Source organism: Klebsiella sp. MPUS7, assembly GCF_009905335.1.
Classification (GTDB): Bacteria; Pseudomonadota; Gammaproteobacteria; order Enterobacterales; family Enterobacteriaceae; genus Klebsiella; species Klebsiella grimontii.
This window is the reverse complement of sequence record NZ_CP047604.1, coordinates 1,861,424-1,879,233: the sequence shown is the minus strand read 5'-3', so window position 1 is coordinate 1,879,233 and position 17,810 is coordinate 1,861,424. Positions and strand designations below refer to the sequence as shown.

Below are 17,810 nucleotides of genomic sequence, written 5' to 3'. Positions count from 1 at the left end.
AATCCTCGAAGGTGAGAGGCATCTTCGCCGCCTCAAATAAGCGGCAAACCCAGTTGTTGCCTCAAGCACAGCCTGTGCCAGCTCGCGGATGACAGAAGAGTTAGCGCGAATTCAACGCGTTATGAAGAGAGTCGCCGCGCAGCGCGCCAAGAGATTGCGTGGAATAAGACACAGGGGGCGACAAGCTGTTGAACAGGCGACAAACCGCCACCATGGCCCCGGCAGGCGCAATTGTTCTGTTTCCCACATTTGGTCGCCTTATTGTGCCGTTTTGTTTTACGCCCTGCGCGACAATGAATTAATAAATACATAAAAATCAAACAAATAAATAAACAGGCACGGCTGGTATGTTCCCTGCACTTCTCTGCTGGCAAACACTCAACAACAGGAGAAGTCACCATGACCATGCGTCAATGCGCTATTTACGGTAAAGGCGGTATCGGTAAATCCACCACCACGCAGAACCTCGTCGCCGCGCTGGCGGAGATGGGTAAGAAAGTGATGATCGTCGGCTGCGATCCGAAGGCGGACTCCACCCGTCTGATCCTGCACGCCAAAGCACAGAACACCATTATGGAGATGGCCGCGGAAGTCGGCTCGGTCGAGGACCTCGAACTCGAAGACGTTCTGCAAATTGGCTACGGCGACGTGCGCTGTGCGGAATCCGGCGGCCCGGAACCAGGCGTCGGCTGCGCGGGACGCGGCGTGATCACGGCGATCAACTTTCTTGAAGAAGAAGGCGCCTACGAGGACGATCTCGATTTCGTGTTCTATGACGTGCTCGGCGACGTGGTCTGCGGCGGCTTCGCCATGCCGATCCGCGAAAACAAAGCCCAGGAGATCTACATCGTCTGCTCCGGCGAAATGATGGCGATGTACGCGGCCAACAATATCTCCAAAGGGATCGTTAAATACGCCAAATCCGGCAAGGTGCGCCTCGGCGGCCTGATCTGTAACTCACGTCAGACCGACCGTGAAGACGAACTGATTATTGCCCTGGCGGAAAAGCTCGGTACCCAGATGATCCACTTTGTGCCCCGCGACAACATCGTGCAGCGCGCGGAGATCCGCCGCATGACGGTTATCGAGTACGACCCCGCCTGCAAACAGGCCAACGAATACCGCACCCTGGCGCAGAAGATCGTCAACAACACCATGAAAGTGGTGCCGACGCCCTGCACCATGGATGAGCTGGAATCGCTGCTGATGGAGTTCGGCATCATGGAAGAGGAAGACACCAGCATCATTGGCAAAACCGCCGCCGAAGAAAACGCGGCCTGAGCACAGGACAATTATGATGACCAACGCAACGGGCGAACGTAATCTGGCGCTGATCCAGGAAGTCCTGGAGGTGTTCCCGGAAACCGCGCGAAAAGAGCGCAGAAAGCACATGATGGTCAGCGATCCGGAAATGGAGAGCGTCGGCAAGTGCATTATCTCTAACCGCAAATCACAACCCGGCGTAATGACCGTACGCGGCTGCGCCTACGCCGGTTCCAAAGGGGTGGTATTTGGGCCGATCAAGGATATGGCCCACATTTCGCACGGACCGGTCGGCTGCGGCCAGTATTCCCGCGCCGGACGACGCAACTATTACACCGGAGTCAGCGGCGTCGATAGCTTCGGCACGCTGAACTTCACCTCTGATTTTCAGGAGCGCGACATCGTCTTCGGCGGCGATAAAAAGCTCAGCAAGCTGATAGAAGAGATGGAGCTGCTGTTCCCGCTCACCAAAGGGATCACCATTCAGTCGGAATGCCCGGTGGGGCTGATCGGTGATGATATCAGCGCGGTGGCCAACGCCAGCAGCAAGGCGCTGGATAAACCGGTGATCCCGGTACGCTGCGAAGGCTTTCGCGGCGTGTCGCAGTCTCTGGGGCACCATATCGCCAACGACGTGGTGCGCGACTGGATCCTGAACAATCGCGAAGGACAGCCGTTTGAAACCACCCCTTACGATGTGGCGATCATCGGCGACTACAACATCGGCGGCGACGCCTGGGCCTCGCGCATTCTGCTGGAAGAGATGGGGCTACGGGTAGTCGCGCAGTGGTCCGGCGACGGCACGCTGGTGGAGATGGAGAATACCCCATTCGTCAAGCTGAACCTGGTTCACTGCTACCGTTCGATGAACTATATCGCCCGCCATATGGAGGAGAAACATCAGATTCCGTGGATGGAGTACAACTTCTTCGGGCCGACCAAAATCGCCGAATCGCTGCGCAAAATCGCCGACCAGTTCGACGATACGATTCGCGCGAACGCCGAAGCGGTGATCGCCCGGTATGAGGGGCAGATGGCGGCGATTATCGCCAAATATCGCCCGCGCCTGGAGGGGCGTAAGGTGCTGCTCTATATGGGCGGCCTGCGGCCGCGCCACGTTATTGGCGCCTATGAGGATCTCGGGATGGAGATCATCGCCGCCGGCTACGAGTTTGCCCATAACGATGATTACGACCGCACCCTGCCGGATCTGAAAGAGGGCACGCTGCTGTTCGATGACGCCAGCAGCTACGAGCTGGAAGCGTTCGTCAAAGCGCTGAAGCCCGACCTTATCGGCTCCGGCATCAAGGAAAAATATATCTTCCAGAAAATGGGCGTGCCGTTCCGCCAGATGCACTCGTGGGACTATTCCGGCCCGTACCACGGCTACGATGGTTTCGCCATTTTCGCCCGCGATATGGATATGACCCTGAACAACCCGGCGTGGAACGAACTGACCGCTCCGTGGCTGAAGTCTGCGTGATTGCCCACTCACTGTCCCGTCTGTTCACCGATTTGTGGCGCGGGAGGAGAACACCATGAGCCAAACGATTGATAAAATTAATAGCTGTTATCCGCTATTCGAACAGGATGAATACCAGGAGCTGTTCCGCAATAAGCGGCAGCTGGAAGAGGCGCACGATGCGCAGCGCGTGCAGGAGGTCTTTGCCTGGACCACCACCGCCGAGTATGAAGCGCTGAACTTCCAGCGCGAGGCGCTGACCGTTGACCCGGCGAAAGCCTGCCAGCCGCTTGGCGCGGTGCTTTGCTCGCTGGGATTTGCCAACACCCTGCCGTATGTGCACGGCTCTCAGGGGTGCGTGGCCTACTTTCGCACCTATTTTAACCGCCATTTCAAAGAGCCGATCGCCTGCGTCTCCGACTCGATGACCGAAGACGCGGCGGTCTTCGGCGGCAACAACAATATGAACCTGGGCCTGCAGAACGCCAGCGCGCTGTACAAACCGGAGATCATTGCGGTGTCCACCACCTGCATGGCGGAAGTTATCGGCGATGACCTGCAGGCGTTTATCGCCAACGCCAAAAAAGATGGCTTCGTCGACAGCAGCATCGCGGTGCCCCACGCCCATACGCCAAGCTTTATCGGCAGCCACGTCACCGGCTGGGATAACATGTTTGAAGGCTTCGCCAAAACCTTCACTGCGGACTACCAGGGGCAGCCGGGCAAACTGCCGAAGCTCAATCTGGTGACCGGCTTTGAAACCTATCTCGGCAACTTCCGCGTATTAAAGCGGATGATGGAACAGATGGCGGTGCCGTGCAGCCTGCTCTCCGATCCGTCGGAAGTTCTCGACACGCCCGCCGACGGCCACTATCGGATGTATTCCGGCGGCACCACGCAGCAGGAGATGAAAGAGGCCCCTGACGCCATCGATACGCTGCTCCTGCAGCCGTGGCAGCTGCTGAAGAGCAAAAAAGTGGTGCAGGAGATGTGGAACCAGCCCGCCACCGAGGTCGCCATTCCGCTGGGGTTGGCCGCCACCGATGAACTGCTGATGACCGTCAGCCAGCTTAGCGGCAAGCCGATTGCCGACGCCCTCACCCTTGAGCGCGGCCGGCTGGTTGACATGATGCTCGACTCCCACACCTGGCTGCACGGCAAGAAGTTTGGCCTGTACGGCGATCCGGACTTCGTGATGGGCCTCACCCGCTTCCTGCTGGAGCTGGGCTGCGAGCCAACGGTGATCCTGAGCCATAACGCCAACAAACGCTGGCAAAAAGCGATGAACAAAATGCTCGATGCCTCGCCGTACGGGCGCGATAGCGAAGTGTTTATCAACTGCGATTTGTGGCACTTCCGTTCGCTGATGTTCACCCGTCAGCCGGACTTTATGATCGGCAACTCCTACGGCAAGTTTATCCAGCGCGATACCCTGGCGAAGGGTAAAGCCTTTGAAGTGCCGCTTATCCGCCTCGGCTTTCCGCTGTTCGACCGCCACCATCTGCACCGCCAGACAACCTGGGGTTATGAAGGGGCGATGAACATTGTGACGACGCTGGTGAACGCCGTGCTGGAGAAACTGGATAGCGATACCAGCCAGCTGGGCAAAACCGATTACAGCTTCGATCTCGTCCGTTAACCATCAGGTGCCCCGCGTCATGCGGGGCCAGGAGGGAGTATGCCCATCGTGATTTTCCGTGAGCGCGGCGCGGACCTGTACGCCTATATCGCGAAACAGGATCTGGAAGCGCGAGTGATCCAGATTGAGCATAACGACGCTGAACGCTGGGGCGGCGCGATTTCGCTGGAGGGGGGACGCCGCTACTACGTGCATCCGCAGCCGGGGCGTCCCGTCTTTCCGATAAGCCTGCGCGCGACGCGCAATACCTTGATATAAGGAGCTGGTGATGTCCGACAACGATACCCTATTCTGGCGTATGCTGGCGCTGTTTCAGTCTCTGCCGGACCTACAGCCGGCGCAAATCGTCGACTGGCTGGCGCAGGAGAGCGGCGAGACGCTGACGCCAGAGCGTCTGGCGACCCTGACCCAGCCGCAGCTGGCCGCCAGCTTTCCCTCCGCGACGGCGGTGATGTCCCCCGCTCGCTGGTCGCGGGTGATGGCGAGCCTGCAGGGCGCGCTGCCCGCCCATTTACGCATCGTTCGCCCTGCCCAGCGCACGCCGCAGCTGCTGGCGGCATTTTGCTCCCAGGATGGGCTGGTGATTAACGGCCATTTCGGCCAGGGACGACTGTTTTTTATCTACGCGTTCGATGAACAAGGCGGCTGGCTGTACGATCTGCGCCGCTATCCCTCCGCCCCCCACCAGCAGGAGGCCAACGAAGTGCGCGCCCGGCTTATTGAGGACTGTCAGCTGCTGTTTTGCCAGGAGATCGGCGGGCCCGCCGCCGCGCGGCTGATCCGCCATCGCATCCACCCGATGAAAGCGCAGCCCGGGACGACGATTCAGGCACAGTGCGAGGCGATCAATACGCTGCTGGCCGGCCGTTTGCCGCCGTGGCTGGCGAAGCGGCTTAACAGGGATAACCCTCTGGAAGAACGCGTTTTTTAATCCCTGTTTTGTGCTTGTTGCCCGCTGACCCCGCGGGCTTTTTTTCGCGTATGGACGCTCTTCCCCACGTTACGCTCAGGGGAATATTCCGTTCACGGTTGTTCCGGGCTTCTTGATGCGCCTAACCCCCTCGCTGCCAGCCTTTCATCAACAAATAGCCATGCCAGCGCGATAGGTCATAAAGCATCACATGCCGCCATCCCTTGTCCGATTGTTGGCTTTGTCGCAAAGCCAACAACCTCTTTTCTTTAAAAATCAAGGCTCCGCTTCTGGAGCGCGAATTGCATCTTCCCCCTCATCCCCCACCGTCAACGAGGTCACTATGAAGGAAAATGAAATTCTGGCGCTGCTGGATGAACCGGCCTGTGAACACAACCATAAACAAAAATCCGGCTGCAGCGCGCCCAAACCCGGCGCCACCGCCGGCGGCTGCGCGTTCGACGGCGCGCAGATAACCCTGCTGCCCATCGCCGACGTGGCGCATCTGGTCCACGGCCCCATCGGCTGCGCCGGAAGCTCATGGGATAACCGCGGCAGCGCCAGCTCCGGCCCCACCCTTAATCGGCTCGGGTTCACCACCGATCTCAACGAACAGGACGTGATTATGGGCCGCGGCGAACGCCGCCTGTTTCACGCCGTGCGCCATATCGTCACCCGCTATCATCCGGCGGCGGTCTTTATCTACAACACCTGCGTACCGGCCATGGAGGGCGATGACCTGGAAGCGGTATGCCAGGCCGCGCAGACCGCCACCGGCGTACCGGTTATCGCTATTGACGCCGCCGGTTTCTACGGCAGTAAAAATCTCGGTAACCGGCTGGCGGGCGACGTCATGGTCAAACGGGTCATCGGCCAGCGCGAGCCCGCCCCCTGGCCGGAGAGCACGCTCTTTGCCCCGGAGCAGCGTCACGATATTGGCCTGATTGGCGAATTCAATATTGCCGGCGAGTTCTGGCATATTCAGCCGCTGCTCGACGAACTGGGGATCCGCGTGCTCGGCAGCCTCTCCGGCGATGGCCGCTTCGCCGAGATCCAGACCATGCACCGGGCGCAGGCCAATATGCTGGTCTGCTCGCGGGCGTTAATTAACGTCGCCAGAGCCCTGGAGCAGCGCTACGGCACGCCGTGGTTCGAAGGCAGCTTTTATGGGATCCGCGCCACCTCTGACGCCCTGCGCCAGCTGGCGGCGCTGCTGGGCGACGACGACCTTCGCCAGCGTACCGAAGCGCTGATTGCGCGGGAGGAACAGGCGGCGGAACTGGCGCTACAGCCGTGGCGCGAACAGCTGCGCGGCCGCAAAGCGCTGCTCTATACCGGCGGGGTGAAATCCTGGTCGGTGGTATCGGCGCTGCAGGATTTGGGCATGACCGTGGTGGCAACCGGCACGCGTAAATCCACCGAAGAGGATAAACAGCGGATCCGCGAGCTGATGGGCGAAGAGGCGGTAATGCTGGAAGAGGGCAACGCCCGCACGCTGCTGGATGTGGTCTATCGCTATCAGGCCGACCTGATGATTGCCGGCGGACGCAATATGTACACCGCCTATAAAGCCAGGCTGCCGTTTCTCGATATCAATCAGGAGCGCGAACACGCCTTCGCTGGCTATCAGGGGATCGTCACCCTCGCCCGCCAGCTGTGTCAGACCATCAACAGCCCCATCTGGCCGCAAACCCATTCTCGCGCCCCGTGGCGCTAAGGAGCTCACCATGGCAGACATTTTCCGCACCGATAAGCCGCTGGCGGTCAGCCCCATCAAAACCGGCCAGCCGCTCGGCGCAATCCTCGCCAGCCTCGGGATCGAACACAGCATCCCTCTGGTCCACGGCGCGCAGGGGTGCAGCGCCTTCGCCAAAGTCTTTTTTATTCAACATTTCCACGACCCGGTTCCCCTGCAGTCGACGGCGATGGATCCCACGTCGACGATTATGGGCGCGGACGGCAATATTTTTACCGCCCTGGATACCCTCTGCCAGCGCAACAATCCGCAGGCTATCGTACTGCTCAGCACCGGGCTGTCGGAGGCCCAGGGCAGCGATATTTCCCGCGTGGTTCGCCAGTTTCGCGAAGAGTATCCCCGTCACAAGGGGGTGGCGATATTGACGGTTAACACGCCGGATTTTTATGGCTCCATGGAGAACGGCTTCAGCGCGGTGCTAGAGAGCGTCATTGAGCAGTGGGTGCCGCCGGCGCCGCGCCCGGCTCAGCGCAATCGCCGGGTCAATCTGCTGATCAGCCACCTCTGTTCGCCGGGTGATATTGAGTGGCTGCGCCGATGCGTCGAAGCGTTCGGCCTGCAGCCGGTAATCCTGCCGGACCTGGCGCAATCGATGGACGGCCACCTGGCGCAGGGCGATTTCTCGCCGCTGACCCAGGGCGGGACGCCGCTGCGCCAGATAGAGCAGATGGGGCAAAGCCTGTGCAGCTTCGCCATTGGCGTCTCCCTTCATCGCGCCTCATCGCTGCTGGCCCCGCGCTGCCGCGGCGAGGTTATCGCCCTGCCGCACCTGATGACCCTCGAACGCTGCGACGCCTTTATTCATCAACTGGCGAAAATTTCCGGACGCGCCGTTCCCGAGTGGCTGGAACGCCAGCGCGGCCAGCTACAGGATGCGATGATCGACTGCCATATGTGGCTCCAGGGCCAGCGCATGGCGATAGCGGCGGAAGGCGATTTGCTGGCGGCGTGGTGTGATTTCGCCAACAGCCAGGGGATGCAGCCCGGCCCGCTGGTGGCCCCTACCGGTCATCCCAGCCTGCGCCAGCTGCCGGTGGAACGGGTGGTGCCGGGGGATCTGGAGGATCTGCAAACCCTGCTGTGCGCGCATCCCGCCGACCTGCTGGTGGCGAACTCGCACGCCCGCGACCTGGCGGAGCAGTTTGCGCTGCCGCTGGTGCGCGCGGGTTTTCCGCTCTTTGATAAGCTCGGCGAATTCCGCCGGGTACGACAGGGGTATAGCGGGATGCGCGATACGCTGTTTGAGCTGGCAAACCTGATGCGCGAGCGTCACCACCACCTCGCCCACTACCGATCGCCGCTGCGCCAGAACCCCGAATCGTCACTCTCCACAGGAGGGGCTTATGCCGCCGATTAACCGTCAGTTTGATATGGTCCACTCCGATGAGTGGTCTATGAAGGTCGCCTTCGCCAGCTCCGACTATCGTCACGTCGATCAGCACTTCGGCGCTACCCCGCGGCTGGTGGTGTACGGCGTCAAGGCGGATCGGGTCACTCTCATCCGGGTGGTTGATTTCTCGGTCGAGAACGGCCACCAGACGGAGAAGATCGCCAGGCGGATCCACGCCCTGGAGGATTGCGTCACGCTGTTCTGCGTGGCGATTGGCGACGCGGTTTTTCGCCAGCTGTTGCAGGTGGGCGTGCGCGCCGAACGCGTTCCCGCCGACACCACCATCGTCGGCTTACTGCAGGAGATTCAGCTCTACTGGTACGACAAAGGGCAGCGCAAAAATACGCGCCAGCGCGACCCGGAGCGCTTTACCCGTCTGCTGCAGGAGCAGGAGTGGCATGGGGATCCGGACCCGCGCCGCTAGCCGTGTCGTTTCTGTGACAAAGCCCACAAAACATCGCGACACTGTAGGACGAACCTTGTCAGGACTAATACACAACCATTTGAAAAATATTAATTTTATTCTCTGGTATCGCAATTGCTAGTTCGTTATCGCCACCGCGCTTCCGCGGTGAACCGCGCCCCGGCGTTTTCCGTCATCATCCCTGGAGCTGACAGCATGTGGAATTACTCCGAGAAAGTGAAAGACCATTTTTTTAACCCCCGCAACGCGCGCGTGGTGGACAACGCCAACGCGGTAGGCGACGTCGGTTCGTTAAGCTGCGGCGACGCCCTGCGCCTGATGCTGCGCGTCGACCCGCAAAGCGAAATCATTGAGGAGGCGGGCTTCCAGACCTTCGGCTGCGGCAGCGCCATCGCCTCCTCCTCCGCGCTGACGGAGCTGATTATCGGCCATACCCTCGCCGAAGCCGGGCAGATAACCAATCAGCAGATTGCCGATTATCTCGACGGACTGCCGCCGGAGAAAATGCACTGCTCGGTGATGGGCCAGGAGGCCCTGCGCGCGGCCATCGCCAACTTTCGCGGCGAAAGCCTTGAAGAGGAGCACGACGAGGGCAAGCTGATCTGCAAATGCTTCGGCGTCGATGAAGGGCATATTCGCCGCGCGGTACAGAACAACGGGCTGACCACCCTTGCCGAGGTGATCAACTACACCAAAGCGGGCGGCGGCTGCACCTCTTGCCACGAAAAAATCGAGCTGGCGCTGGCGGAGATCCTCGCCCAGCAGCCGCAGACGACGCCAGCCGTGGCCAGCGGCAAAGATCCGCACTGGCAGAGCGTCGTCGATACCATCGCAGAACTGCGGCCGCATATTCAGGCCGACGGCGGCGATATGGCGCTACTCAGCGTCGCCAACCACCAGGTGACCGTCAGCCTCTCCGGCAGCTGTAGCGGCTGCATGATGACCGATATGACCCTGGCCTGGCTGCAGCAAAAACTGATGGAACGTACCGGCTGTTATATGGAAGTGGTGGCGGCCTGAGCCGCGGTTAACTGACCCAAGGGGGACAAGATGAAACAGGTTTATCTCGATAACAACGCCACCACCCGCCTGGACCCGATGGTTCTGGAAGCGATGATGCCCTTTTTGACCGATTTTTACGGCAACCCCTCGTCGATACACGATTTTGGCATTCCGGCCCAGGCGGCTCTGGAACGCGCGCATCAGCAGGCTGCGGCGCTGCTGGGCGCGGAGTATCCCAGCGAGATCATCTTTACCTCCTGCGCCACCGAAGCCACCGCCACCGCCATCGCCTCGGCGATCGCCCTGCTGCCGGAGCGTCGCGAAATCATCACCAGCGCGGTCGAACATCCGGCGACGCTGGCGGCCTGCGAGCACCTGGAGCGCCAGGGCTACCGGATTCATCGCATCGCGGTGGATAGCGAGGGGGCGCTGGACATGGCGCAGTTCCGCGCGGCGCTCAGCCCGCGCGTCGCGTTGGTCAGCGTGATGTGGGCGAATAACGAAACCGGGGTGCTTTTCCCGATCGGCGAAATGGCGGAGCTGGCCCATGAACAAGGGGCGCTGTTTCACTGCGATGCGGTGCAGGTGGTCGGGAAAATACCGATCGCCGTGGGCCAGACCCGCATAGATATGCTCTCCTGCTCGGCGCATAAGTTCCACGGGCCAAAAGGCGTAGGCTGTCTTTATCTGCGGCGGGGAACGCGCTTTCGCCCGCTGCTGCGCGGCGGTCACCAGGAGTACGGTCGGCGAGCCGGGACAGAAAATATCTGCGGAATCGTCGGCATGGGCGCGGCCTGCGAGCTGGCGAATATTCATCTGCCGGGAATGACGCATATCGGCCAATTGCGCGACAGGCTGGAGCATCGCCTGCTGGCCAGCGTGCCGTCGGTCATGGTAATGGGCGGCGGCCAGCCGCGGGTGCCCGGCACGGTAAATCTGGCCTTTGAGTTTATTGAAGGTGAAGCCATTCTGCTGCTGTTAAACCAGGCCGGGATCGCCGCCTCCAGCGGCAGCGCCTGCACCTCAGGCTCGCTGGAACCCTCCCACGTGATGCGGGCGATGAATATCCCCTACACCGCCGCCCACGGCACCATCCGCTTTTCTCTCTCGCGCTACACCCGGGAGAAAGAGATCGATTACGTCGTCGCCACGCTGCCGCCGATTATCGACCGGCTGCGCGCGCTGTCGCCCTACTGGCAGAACGGCAAGCCGCGCCCGGCGGACGCCGTATTCACGCCGGTTTACGGCTAAGGCGGAGGTGGCTGATGGAACGCGTGCTGATTAACGATACCACCCTGCGCGACGGCGAGCAGAGCCCCGGCGTCGCCTTTCGCACCAGCGAAAAGGTCGCCATTGCCGAGGCGCTTTACGCCGCAGGAATAACGACGATGGAGGTCGGCACCCCGGCGATGGGCGACGAGGAGATCGCGCGGATCCAGCTGGTGCGTCGCCAGCTGCCCGACGCGACCCTGATGACCTGGTGTCGGATGAACGCGCTGGAGATCCGCCAGAGCGCCGATCTGGGCATCGACTGGGTGGATATCTCGATTCCGGCTTCGGATAAGCTGCGGCAGTACAAACTGCGCGAGCCGCTGGCGGTGCTGCTGGAGCGGCTGGCGATGTTTATCCATCTTGCGCATACCCTCGGCCTGAAGGTATGCATCGGCTGCGAGGACGCCTCGCGGGCCAGCGGCCAGACCCTGCGCGCTATCGCCGAGGTCGCGCAGCAATGCGCCGCCGCCCGCCTGCGCTATGCCGATACGGTCGGCCTGCTCGACCCTTTTACCACCGCGGCGCAAATCTCGGCCCTGCGCGACGTCTGGTCCGGCGAGATCGAAATGCATGCCCATAACGATCTGGGTATGGCGACCGCCAATACGCTGGCGGCGGTAAGCGCCGGGGCCACCAGCGTGAATACGACGGTCCTCGGTCTCGGCGAGCGGGCGGGCAATGCGGCGCTGGAAACCGTCGCGCTGGGCCTTGAACGCTGCCTGGGCGTGGAGACCGGCGTGCATTTTTCGGCGCTGCCCGCGCTCTGTCAGAGGGTCGCGGAAGCCGCTCAGCGCGCCATCGACCCGCAGCAGCCGCTGGTCGGCGAGCTGGTGTTTACCCATGAGTCAGGTGTCCACGTGGCGGCGCTGCTGCGCGACAGCGAGAGCTACCAGTCCATCGCCCCTTCCCTGATGGGCCGCAGCTACCGGCTGGTGCTGGGCAAACACTCCGGGCGTCAGGCGGTCAACGGCATTTTTGACCAGATGGGCTATCACCTCAACGCCGCGCAGATTAACCAGCTGCTGCCCGCCATCCGCCGCTTCGCCGAGAACTGGAAGCGCAGCCCGAAAGATTACGAGCTGGTGGCTATCTACGACGAGCTGTGCGGTGAATCCGCCCTGCGGGCGAGGGGGTAATGATGGAGTGGTTTTATCAAATTCCCGGCGTGGACGAACTTCGCTCCGCCGAATCTTTTTTTCAGTTTTTCGCCGTCCCCTATCAGCCCGAGCTGCTTGGCCGCTGCAGCCTGCCGGTGCTGGCAACGTTTCATCGCAAACTCCGCGCGGAGGTGCCGCTGCAAAACCGGCTCGAGGATAACGACCGCGCGCCCTGGCTGCTGGCGCGAAGACTGCTCGCGGAGAGCTATCAGCAACAGTTTCAGGAGAGCGGAACATGAGACCGAAATTCACCTTTAGCGAAGAGGTCCGCGTCGTACGCGCGATTCGTAACGACGGCACCGTGGCGGGCTTCGCGCCCGGCGCGCTGCTGGTCAGGCGCGGCAGCACCGGCTTTGTGCGCGACTGGGGCGTTTTTTTGCAAGATCAGATTATCTACCAGATCCACTTTCCGGAAACCGATCGGATCATCGGCTGCCGCGAGCAGGAGCTGATCCCCATCACCCAGCCGTGGCTGGCCGGAAATTTGCAATACGGGGATAGCGTGACCTGCCAGATGGCGCTCGCGGTCAACGGCGATGTGGTCGTGAGCGCCGGCCAGCGGGGACGCGTTGAGGCTACCGATCGGGGAGAGCTCGGCGACAGCTACACCGTCGACTTTAGCGGCCGCTGGTTCAGGGTCCCGGCGCAGGCCATCGCCCTTATAGAGGAAAGAGAAGAATGAACGCATGGCAACGTTTTGCCCGGCAGCGGCTAGCGCGCAGCCGCTGGAATCGCGATCCGGCGGCCCTGGATCCGGCCGATACGCCGGTTTTTGAACAGGCCTGGCAACGCCAGTGCCATATGGAGCAGACGATCGTCGCGCGGGTCCCTGAAGGCGATATTCCGGCGGCGTTGCTGGAGAATATCGCCGCCTCCCTTGCCATCTGGCTCGACGAGGGGGATTTTACGCCGCCCGAGCGCGCTGCCATCGTGCGCCATCACGCCCGGCTGGAACTCGCCTTTGCCGATATCGCCCGCCAGGCGCCGCAGCCGGATCTCTCTACGGTACAGGCATGGTATCTGCGCCACCAGACGCAGTTTATGCGCCCGGAACAGCGTCTGACCCGCCATTTACTGCTGACGGTCGATAACGACCGCGAAGCCGTGCACCAGCGGATCCTCGGCCTGTATCGGCAAATCAACGCCTCGCGGGACGCTTTCGCGCCGCTGGCCCAGCGCTATTCCCACTGCCCGAGCGCGCTGGAAGAGGGTCGTTTAGGCTGGATTAGCCGCGGCCTGCTCTATCCGCAGCTCGAGACCGCGCTGTTTTCACTGGCGGAAAACGCGCTAAGCCTTCCCATCGCCAGCGAACTGGGCTGGCATCTTTTATGGTGCGAAGCAATTCGCCCCGCCGCGCCCATGGAGCCGCAGCAGGCGCTGGAGAGCGCGCGCGATTATCTTTGGCAGCAGAGCCAGCAGCGCCATCAGCGCCAGTGGCTGGAACAGATGATTTCCCGTCAGCCGGGACTGTGCGGGTAGCCTCGGCGGCTACCCGTTAACGCCTACAGCACGGTGCGTTTAATCTCCTCAAGCCAGCTCGCCAGACGCGCTTCGGTCTGGTCGAACTGGTTATCCTGATCCAGCACCAGCCCAACAAAGCGGTCGCCTTCCAGCGCCGAGGACGCGCTGAATTCATAACCCTCATTTGGCCAGCTGCCAATCATCTGCGCGCCGCGCGCGCTCAGGGCGTCGAACAGCGGGCGCATCCCGCTGACGAAGTTGTCCGGATAGCCTCTCTGATCGCCGAGGCCGAACAGCGCCACGGTTTTCCCTTTCAGGCTGGCGTCGTCGAGGCCGCTGATAAATTCGCTCCATGACTCGCTTTCGCATCCGGCCTCCAGCCCCGGCAGCTGGCCGTCGCCGAGCGTCGGCGTGCCCAGCAGCAGCACCGGATAGGCCATAAAGTCGTCCAGCGTCGTGCGGTTAATGTTGACCGGGGCATCCGCCAGCTCGCCCAGCTGCTTGTGGATCATTTTCGCGATTTTGCGGGTTTTACCGGTATCGGTGCCAAAGAAAATACCAATGTTCGCCATGTTGCGCTCCTGTCGGAAAAGGGGGTTGAAAATACGCGTTCTCGCAGGGGTATTGCGAAGGCTGTGCCAGGTTGCTTTGCACTACCGCGGCCCATCCCTGCCCCAAAACGATCGCTTCAGCCCCCTCCCGCCGCGCGCGGCGGGGCTGGCGGGGCGCTTAAAATGCAAAAAGCGCCTGCTTTTCCCCTACCGGATCAATGTTTCTGCACATCACGCCGATAAGGGCGCACGGTTTGCATGGTTATCACCGTTCGGAAAACACCGCGGCGTCCCTGTCACGGTGTCGGACAAATTGTCATAACTGCGACACAGGAGTTTGCGATGACCCTGAATATGATGCTCGATAACGCCGTACCCGAGGCGATTGCCGGTGCGCTGACTCAACAACATCCGGGGCTGTTTTTTACAATGGTCGAACAGGCATCGGTAGCGATTTCCCTCACCGATGCCCGGGCGAATATTATCTACGCCAACCCGGCGTTTTGCCGCCAGACTGGATACTCGCTGGCGCAATTGCTCAATCAGAACCCGCGCCTGCTGGCCAGCAGCCAGACGCCGCGCGAGATCTACCAGGAGATGTGGCAAACCCTGCTCCAGCGCCAGCCGTGGCGCGGTCAGCTAATTAATCAGCGCCGCGACGGCGGCCTGTATCTGGTTGATATCGATATCACGCCGGTGCTGAATCCGCAGGGCGAGCTGGAGCATTATCTGGCGATGCAGCGGGATATCAGCGTCAGCTATACCCTGGAACAGCGGCTGCGCAATCATATGACGCTAATGGAAGCGGTGCTCAATAACATCCCCGCCGCCGTGGTCGTGGTCGATGAGCAGGATCGGGTGGTGATGGATAATCTCGCCTACAAAACGTTCTGCGCGGACTGCGGCGGGAAAGAGCTGCTGGTCGAGCTCCAGGTTTCCCCGCGCAAAATGGGGCCCGGCGCGGAGCAAATCCTGCCGGTGGTGGTTCGCGGCGCGGTCCGCTGGCTGTCGGTGACCTGCTGGGCGCTGCCCGGCGTGAGTGAAGAAGCCAGCCGCTACTTCGTCGACAGCGCCCCGGCGCGCACGCTGGTGGTGATCGCCGACTGTACCCAGCAGCGCCAGCAGCAGGAGCAGGGCCGGCTCGACCGTCTGAAACAGCAAATGACCGCCGGTAAGCTGCTGGCCGCGATTCGCGAGTCGCTGGACGCGGCGCTGATTCAGCTTAATTGCCCAATCAATATGCTGGCGGCGGCCCGCCGGCTGAACGGCGAAGGCAGCGGCAACGTGGCGCTGGACGCGGCGTGGCGCGAAGGTGAAGAGGCCATGGCGCGCCTGCAGCGCTGCCGCCCTTCTCTTGAGCTGGAAAGCAATGCCGTCTGGCCGCTTCAGCCCTTTTTTGACGACCTGTACGCCCTCTACCGCACCCGCTTTGACGATCGCGCGCGGCTGCAGGTGGACATGGCATCGCCGCATCTGGTCGGCTTCGGCCAGCGTACCCAGCTGCTGGCCTGCTTGAGTTTATGGCTCGACCGGACGCTGGCCCTCGCCGCCGAGCTGCCCTCCGTACCGCTGGAGATCGAACTTTACGCCGAAGAGGACGAGGGCTGGCTCTCTTTGTATCTCAACGACAATGTCCCGCTGCTGCAGGTGCGCTACGCCCACTCCCCCGATGCCCTAAACTCTCCCGGCAAAGGGATGGAGCTGCGGCTGATCCAAACGCTGGTCGCCTACCACCGCGGCGCGATTGAACTGGCTTCGCGACCGCAGGGAGGCACCAGCCTGGTTCTGCGTTTTCCGCTCTTTAATACCCTGACCGGAGGTGAACAATGATCCATAAATCCGATTCGGACACCACCGTCAGACGTTTCGATCTCTCCCAGCAGTTTACCGCCATGCAGCGGATAAGCGTGGTCCTGAGTCGCGCCACCGAAGCGAGCAAAACCCTGCAGGAGGTCCTGAGCGTGCTACATAACGATGCGTTTATGCAGCACGGGATGATTTGCCTGTACGACAGCCAGCAGGAGATCCTGAGCATCGAAGCGCTGCAGCAAACGGAAGACCAGACGCTGCCCGGCAGTACGCAAATTCGCTACCGGCCGGGGGAAGGATTAGTCGGTACCGTGCTGGCGCAGGGCCAGTCGCTGGTGCTGCCGCGCGTCGCCGACGACCAGCGTTTTCTCGATCGTCTGAGCCTGTACGACTATGACCTGCCGTTTATCGCCGTTCCGCTGATGGGCCCCCACTCCCGGCCCATCGGCGTACTGGCGGCGCAGCCGATGGCGCGTCAGGAAGAGCGGCTGCCCGCCTGCACGCGCTTTCTCGAAACCGTCGCCAATCTGATCGCCCAGACGATTCGCCTGATGATCCTGCCAACCTCCGCCGCGCAGGCGCCGCAGCAGAGCCCCAGAATAGAGCGCCCGCGCGCCTGTACCCCTTCGCGCGGTTTTGGCCTGGAGAATATGGTCGGTAAAAGCCCGGCGATGCGGCAGATTATGGATATTATTCGTCAGGTTTCCCGCTGGGATACCACGGTGCTGGTACGCGGCGAGAGCGGCACCGGGAAAGAGCTCATCGCCAACGCCATCCACCATAATTCTCCGCGCGCCGCCGCGGCGTTCGTCAAATTTAACTGCGCGGCGCTGCCGGACAACCTGCTGGAGAGCGAGCTGTTTGGTCATGAGAAAGGCGCGTTTACCGGCGCGGTGCGCCAGCGGAAAGGCCGCTTTGAGCTAGCGGACGGCGGCACCTTATTCCTCGATGAGATCGGCGAAAGCAGCGCCTCGTTTCAGGCTAAGCTACTGCGTATTCTGCAAGAGGGGGAGATGGAGCGCGTCGGCGGCGACGAAACCCTGCGGGTCAACGTGCGCATTATCGCGGCGACCAACCGCTATCTGGAAGAGGAGGTGCGGCTGGGTCATTTCCGCGAGGATCTATACTACCGCCTGAACGTAATGCCTATCGCGCTGCCGCCGCTGCGCGAGCGCCAGGAGGATATCGCCGAGCTGGCGCACTTTCTGGTGCGAAAAATCGCCCACAGCCAGGGGCGAACGCTGCGCATCAGCGATGGGGCGATTCGCCTGCTGATGGAGTACAGCTGGCCGGGAAACGTGCGCGAACTGGAAAACTGTCTCGAACGTTCGGCGGTGCTGTCGGAAAGCGGCCTGATAGACCGGGACGTGATTCTGTTCAACCATCGCGATAACCCGCCGAAAGCGCTCGCCAGCAGCGGCCCGGCGGAGGACGGCTGGCTCGATAACAGCCTCGACGAGCGCCAGCGGCTGATCGCCGCCCTGGAAAAAGCGGGCTGGGTGCAGGCCAAAGCGGCGCGGCTGCTCGGCATGACCCCGCGCCAGGTGGCGTATCGCATTCAGATTATGGATATCACCATGCCGCGACTGTGAAGCCTTATGTGAGATTCAGGACATTGTCGCCAGCGCGGCGGAATTGCGACAATTCAGGGACGCGGGTTGCCGGTTAAAAAGTCTACTTTTCATGCGGTTGCGAAATTAACCTCTGGTACAGC

Annotated in this window: 17 protein-coding genes; 16 read left to right on the top strand and 1 reads right to left on the bottom strand. The window is 61.6% G+C overall.

All coding sequences use genetic code 11. The annotated features are described in order from the left end of the window. Window positions 1-399 precede the first annotated feature (399 nt). From nifH to nifM, 14 genes are all read left to right on the top strand, one after another. Window positions 400-1,281 (top strand): nitrogenase iron protein, encoded by an 882-nt coding sequence (gene nifH / locus GUC22_RS08810; protein ID WP_004122384.1) that lies wholly within the window; start codon window positions 400-402, stop codon window positions 1,279-1,281. Between the two features lie 16 nt (window positions 1,282-1,297). Next, window positions 1,298-2,746, top strand: a complete 1,449-nt coding sequence (gene nifD / locus GUC22_RS08805) for a nitrogenase molybdenum-iron protein alpha chain (RefSeq protein ID WP_004138788.1) — start codon at window positions 1,298-1,300, stop codon at window positions 2,744-2,746. A 55-nt stretch (window positions 2,747-2,801) separates the two neighbouring features. Further along, window positions 2,802-4,364: a nitrogenase molybdenum-iron protein subunit beta gene (gene nifK / locus GUC22_RS08800; RefSeq protein WP_004138787.1), complete on the top strand. Its 1,563-nt coding sequence runs from the start codon at window positions 2,802-2,804 to the stop codon at window positions 4,362-4,364. Between the two features lie 39 nt (window positions 4,365-4,403). Beyond that, a complete protein-coding gene (gene nifT, locus GUC22_RS08795; protein WP_004122392.1) occupies window positions 4,404-4,622 on the top strand; it encodes a putative nitrogen fixation protein NifT in 219 nt (72 codons plus the stop codon). Between the two features lie 10 nt (window positions 4,623-4,632). Beyond that, window positions 4,633-5,295 (top strand): NifB/NifX family molybdenum-iron cluster-binding protein, encoded by a 663-nt coding sequence (locus GUC22_RS08790; RefSeq protein ID WP_024360007.1) that lies wholly within the window; start codon window positions 4,633-4,635, stop codon window positions 5,293-5,295. Between the two features lie 322 nt (window positions 5,296-5,617). Beyond that, window positions 5,618-6,991 carry a nitrogenase iron-molybdenum cofactor biosynthesis protein NifE gene (gene nifE, locus GUC22_RS08785; RefSeq protein WP_160183488.1) on the top strand — a complete coding sequence of 458 codons (1,374 nt, stop codon included), beginning with the start codon at window positions 5,618-5,620 and terminating at the stop codon, window positions 6,989-6,991. A 10-nt stretch (window positions 6,992-7,001) separates the two neighbouring features. After that, complete coding sequence (nifN, locus tag GUC22_RS08780; protein WP_024360009.1) at window positions 7,002-8,387, top strand: nitrogenase iron-molybdenum cofactor biosynthesis protein NifN; 1,386 nt, start codon at window positions 7,002-7,004, stop codon at window positions 8,385-8,387. Next, on the top strand, window positions 8,374-8,844 hold the full coding sequence (locus GUC22_RS08775) for a NifB/NifX family molybdenum-iron cluster-binding protein (RefSeq protein WP_004122400.1): 471 nt from the start codon (window positions 8,374-8,376) through the stop codon (window positions 8,842-8,844). Before nifN ends, GUC22_RS08775 begins: the two co-directional genes overlap by 14 nt. A 195-nt stretch (window positions 8,845-9,039) precedes the next feature. Next, on the top strand, window positions 9,040-9,864 hold the full coding sequence (nifU, locus tag GUC22_RS08770) for a Fe-S cluster assembly protein NifU (RefSeq protein ID WP_004122401.1): 825 nt from the start codon (window positions 9,040-9,042) through the stop codon (window positions 9,862-9,864). A 30-nt stretch (window positions 9,865-9,894) separates the two neighbouring features. Further along, complete coding sequence (gene nifS / locus GUC22_RS08765) at window positions 9,895-11,097, top strand: cysteine desulfurase NifS (RefSeq protein WP_024360010.1); 1,203 nt, start codon at window positions 9,895-9,897, stop codon at window positions 11,095-11,097. Between the two features lie 14 nt (window positions 11,098-11,111). Beyond that, complete coding sequence (gene nifV / locus GUC22_RS08760) at window positions 11,112-12,254, top strand: homocitrate synthase (protein WP_049085767.1); 1,143 nt, start codon at window positions 11,112-11,114, stop codon at window positions 12,252-12,254. Continuing rightward, window positions 12,254-12,514 carry a nitrogenase-stabilizing/protective protein NifW gene (locus GUC22_RS08755; RefSeq protein ID WP_004122407.1) on the top strand — a complete coding sequence of 87 codons (261 nt, stop codon included), beginning with the start codon at window positions 12,254-12,256 and terminating at the stop codon, window positions 12,512-12,514. Before nifV ends, GUC22_RS08755 begins: the two co-directional genes overlap by 1 nt. After that, a complete protein-coding gene (locus GUC22_RS08750; RefSeq protein ID WP_024360013.1) occupies window positions 12,511-12,957 on the top strand; it encodes a nitrogen fixation protein NifZ in 447 nt (148 codons plus the stop codon). The genes GUC22_RS08755 and GUC22_RS08750 overlap by 4 nt, the downstream gene beginning before the upstream one ends. Beyond that, window positions 12,954-13,754 (top strand): nitrogen fixation protein NifM, encoded by an 801-nt coding sequence (gene nifM / locus GUC22_RS08745; protein ID WP_098140906.1) that lies wholly within the window; start codon window positions 12,954-12,956, stop codon window positions 13,752-13,754. Before GUC22_RS08750 ends, nifM begins: the two co-directional genes overlap by 4 nt. A gap of 23 nt (window positions 13,755-13,777) precedes the next feature. On the opposite strand, the gene GUC22_RS08740 is transcribed toward nifM, so the two are convergent. Then, window positions 13,778-14,308, bottom strand: coding sequence for a flavodoxin (locus tag GUC22_RS08740; protein WP_004138775.1), 531 nt, complete (start codon window positions 14,306-14,308; stop codon window positions 13,778-13,780). Between the two features lie 321 nt (window positions 14,309-14,629). Here GUC22_RS08740 and nifL point away from each other — a divergent pair, with 321 nt between their 5' ends. Together nifL and nifA are read left to right on the top strand one after the other, a co-directional pair. Then, complete coding sequence (gene nifL, locus GUC22_RS08735; protein ID WP_049085768.1) at window positions 14,630-16,117, top strand: nitrogen fixation negative regulator NifL; 1,488 nt, start codon at window positions 14,630-14,632, stop codon at window positions 16,115-16,117. Then, window positions 16,114-17,688 carry a nif-specific transcriptional activator NifA gene (nifA, locus tag GUC22_RS08730; protein ID WP_160183487.1) on the top strand — a complete coding sequence of 525 codons (1,575 nt, stop codon included), beginning with the start codon at window positions 16,114-16,116 and terminating at the stop codon, window positions 17,686-17,688. The genes nifL and nifA overlap by 4 nt, the downstream gene beginning before the upstream one ends. Window positions 17,689-17,810: the final 122 nt, after the last annotated feature.

What these genes read in the sequence shown, in the direction of transcription:
- GUC22_RS08740 (WP_004138775.1), bottom strand. Translation starts at nt 14,308, where the DNA reads ATGGCGAACATTGGTATTTTCTTTGGCACCGATACCGGTAAAACCCGC.
- nifH (WP_004122384.1), top strand. Translation starts at nt 400, where the DNA reads ATGACCATGCGTCAATGCGCTATTTACGGTAAAGGCGGTATCGGTAAA.
- nifD (WP_004138788.1), top strand. Translation starts at nt 1,298, where the DNA reads ATGACCAACGCAACGGGCGAACGTAATCTGGCGCTGATCCAGGAAGTC.
- nifM (WP_098140906.1), top strand. Translation starts at nt 12,954, where the DNA reads ATGAACGCATGGCAACGTTTTGCCCGGCAGCGGCTAGCGCGCAGCCGC.
- nifA (WP_160183487.1), top strand. Translation starts at nt 16,114, where the DNA reads ATGATCCATAAATCCGATTCGGACACCACCGTCAGACGTTTCGATCTC.
- nifK (WP_004138787.1), top strand. Translation starts at nt 2,802, where the DNA reads ATGAGCCAAACGATTGATAAAATTAATAGCTGTTATCCGCTATTCGAA.
- nifU (WP_004122401.1), top strand. Translation starts at nt 9,040, where the DNA reads ATGTGGAATTACTCCGAGAAAGTGAAAGACCATTTTTTTAACCCCCGC.
- nifV (WP_049085767.1), top strand. Translation starts at nt 11,112, where the DNA reads ATGGAACGCGTGCTGATTAACGATACCACCCTGCGCGACGGCGAGCAG.
- GUC22_RS08755 (WP_004122407.1), top strand. Translation starts at nt 12,254, where the DNA reads ATGATGGAGTGGTTTTATCAAATTCCCGGCGTGGACGAACTTCGCTCC.
- GUC22_RS08775 (WP_004122400.1), top strand. Translation starts at nt 8,374, where the DNA reads ATGCCGCCGATTAACCGTCAGTTTGATATGGTCCACTCCGATGAGTGG.
- nifE (WP_160183488.1), top strand. Translation starts at nt 5,618, where the DNA reads ATGAAGGAAAATGAAATTCTGGCGCTGCTGGATGAACCGGCCTGTGAA.
- GUC22_RS08790 (WP_024360007.1), top strand. Translation starts at nt 4,633, where the DNA reads ATGTCCGACAACGATACCCTATTCTGGCGTATGCTGGCGCTGTTTCAG.
- nifN (WP_024360009.1), top strand. Translation starts at nt 7,002, where the DNA reads ATGGCAGACATTTTCCGCACCGATAAGCCGCTGGCGGTCAGCCCCATC.
- nifL (WP_049085768.1), top strand. Translation starts at nt 14,630, where the DNA reads ATGACCCTGAATATGATGCTCGATAACGCCGTACCCGAGGCGATTGCC.
- nifS (WP_024360010.1), top strand. Translation starts at nt 9,895, where the DNA reads ATGAAACAGGTTTATCTCGATAACAACGCCACCACCCGCCTGGACCCG.
- GUC22_RS08750 (WP_024360013.1), top strand. Translation starts at nt 12,511, where the DNA reads ATGAGACCGAAATTCACCTTTAGCGAAGAGGTCCGCGTCGTACGCGCG.
- nifT (WP_004122392.1), top strand. Translation starts at nt 4,404, where the DNA reads ATGCCCATCGTGATTTTCCGTGAGCGCGGCGCGGACCTGTACGCCTAT.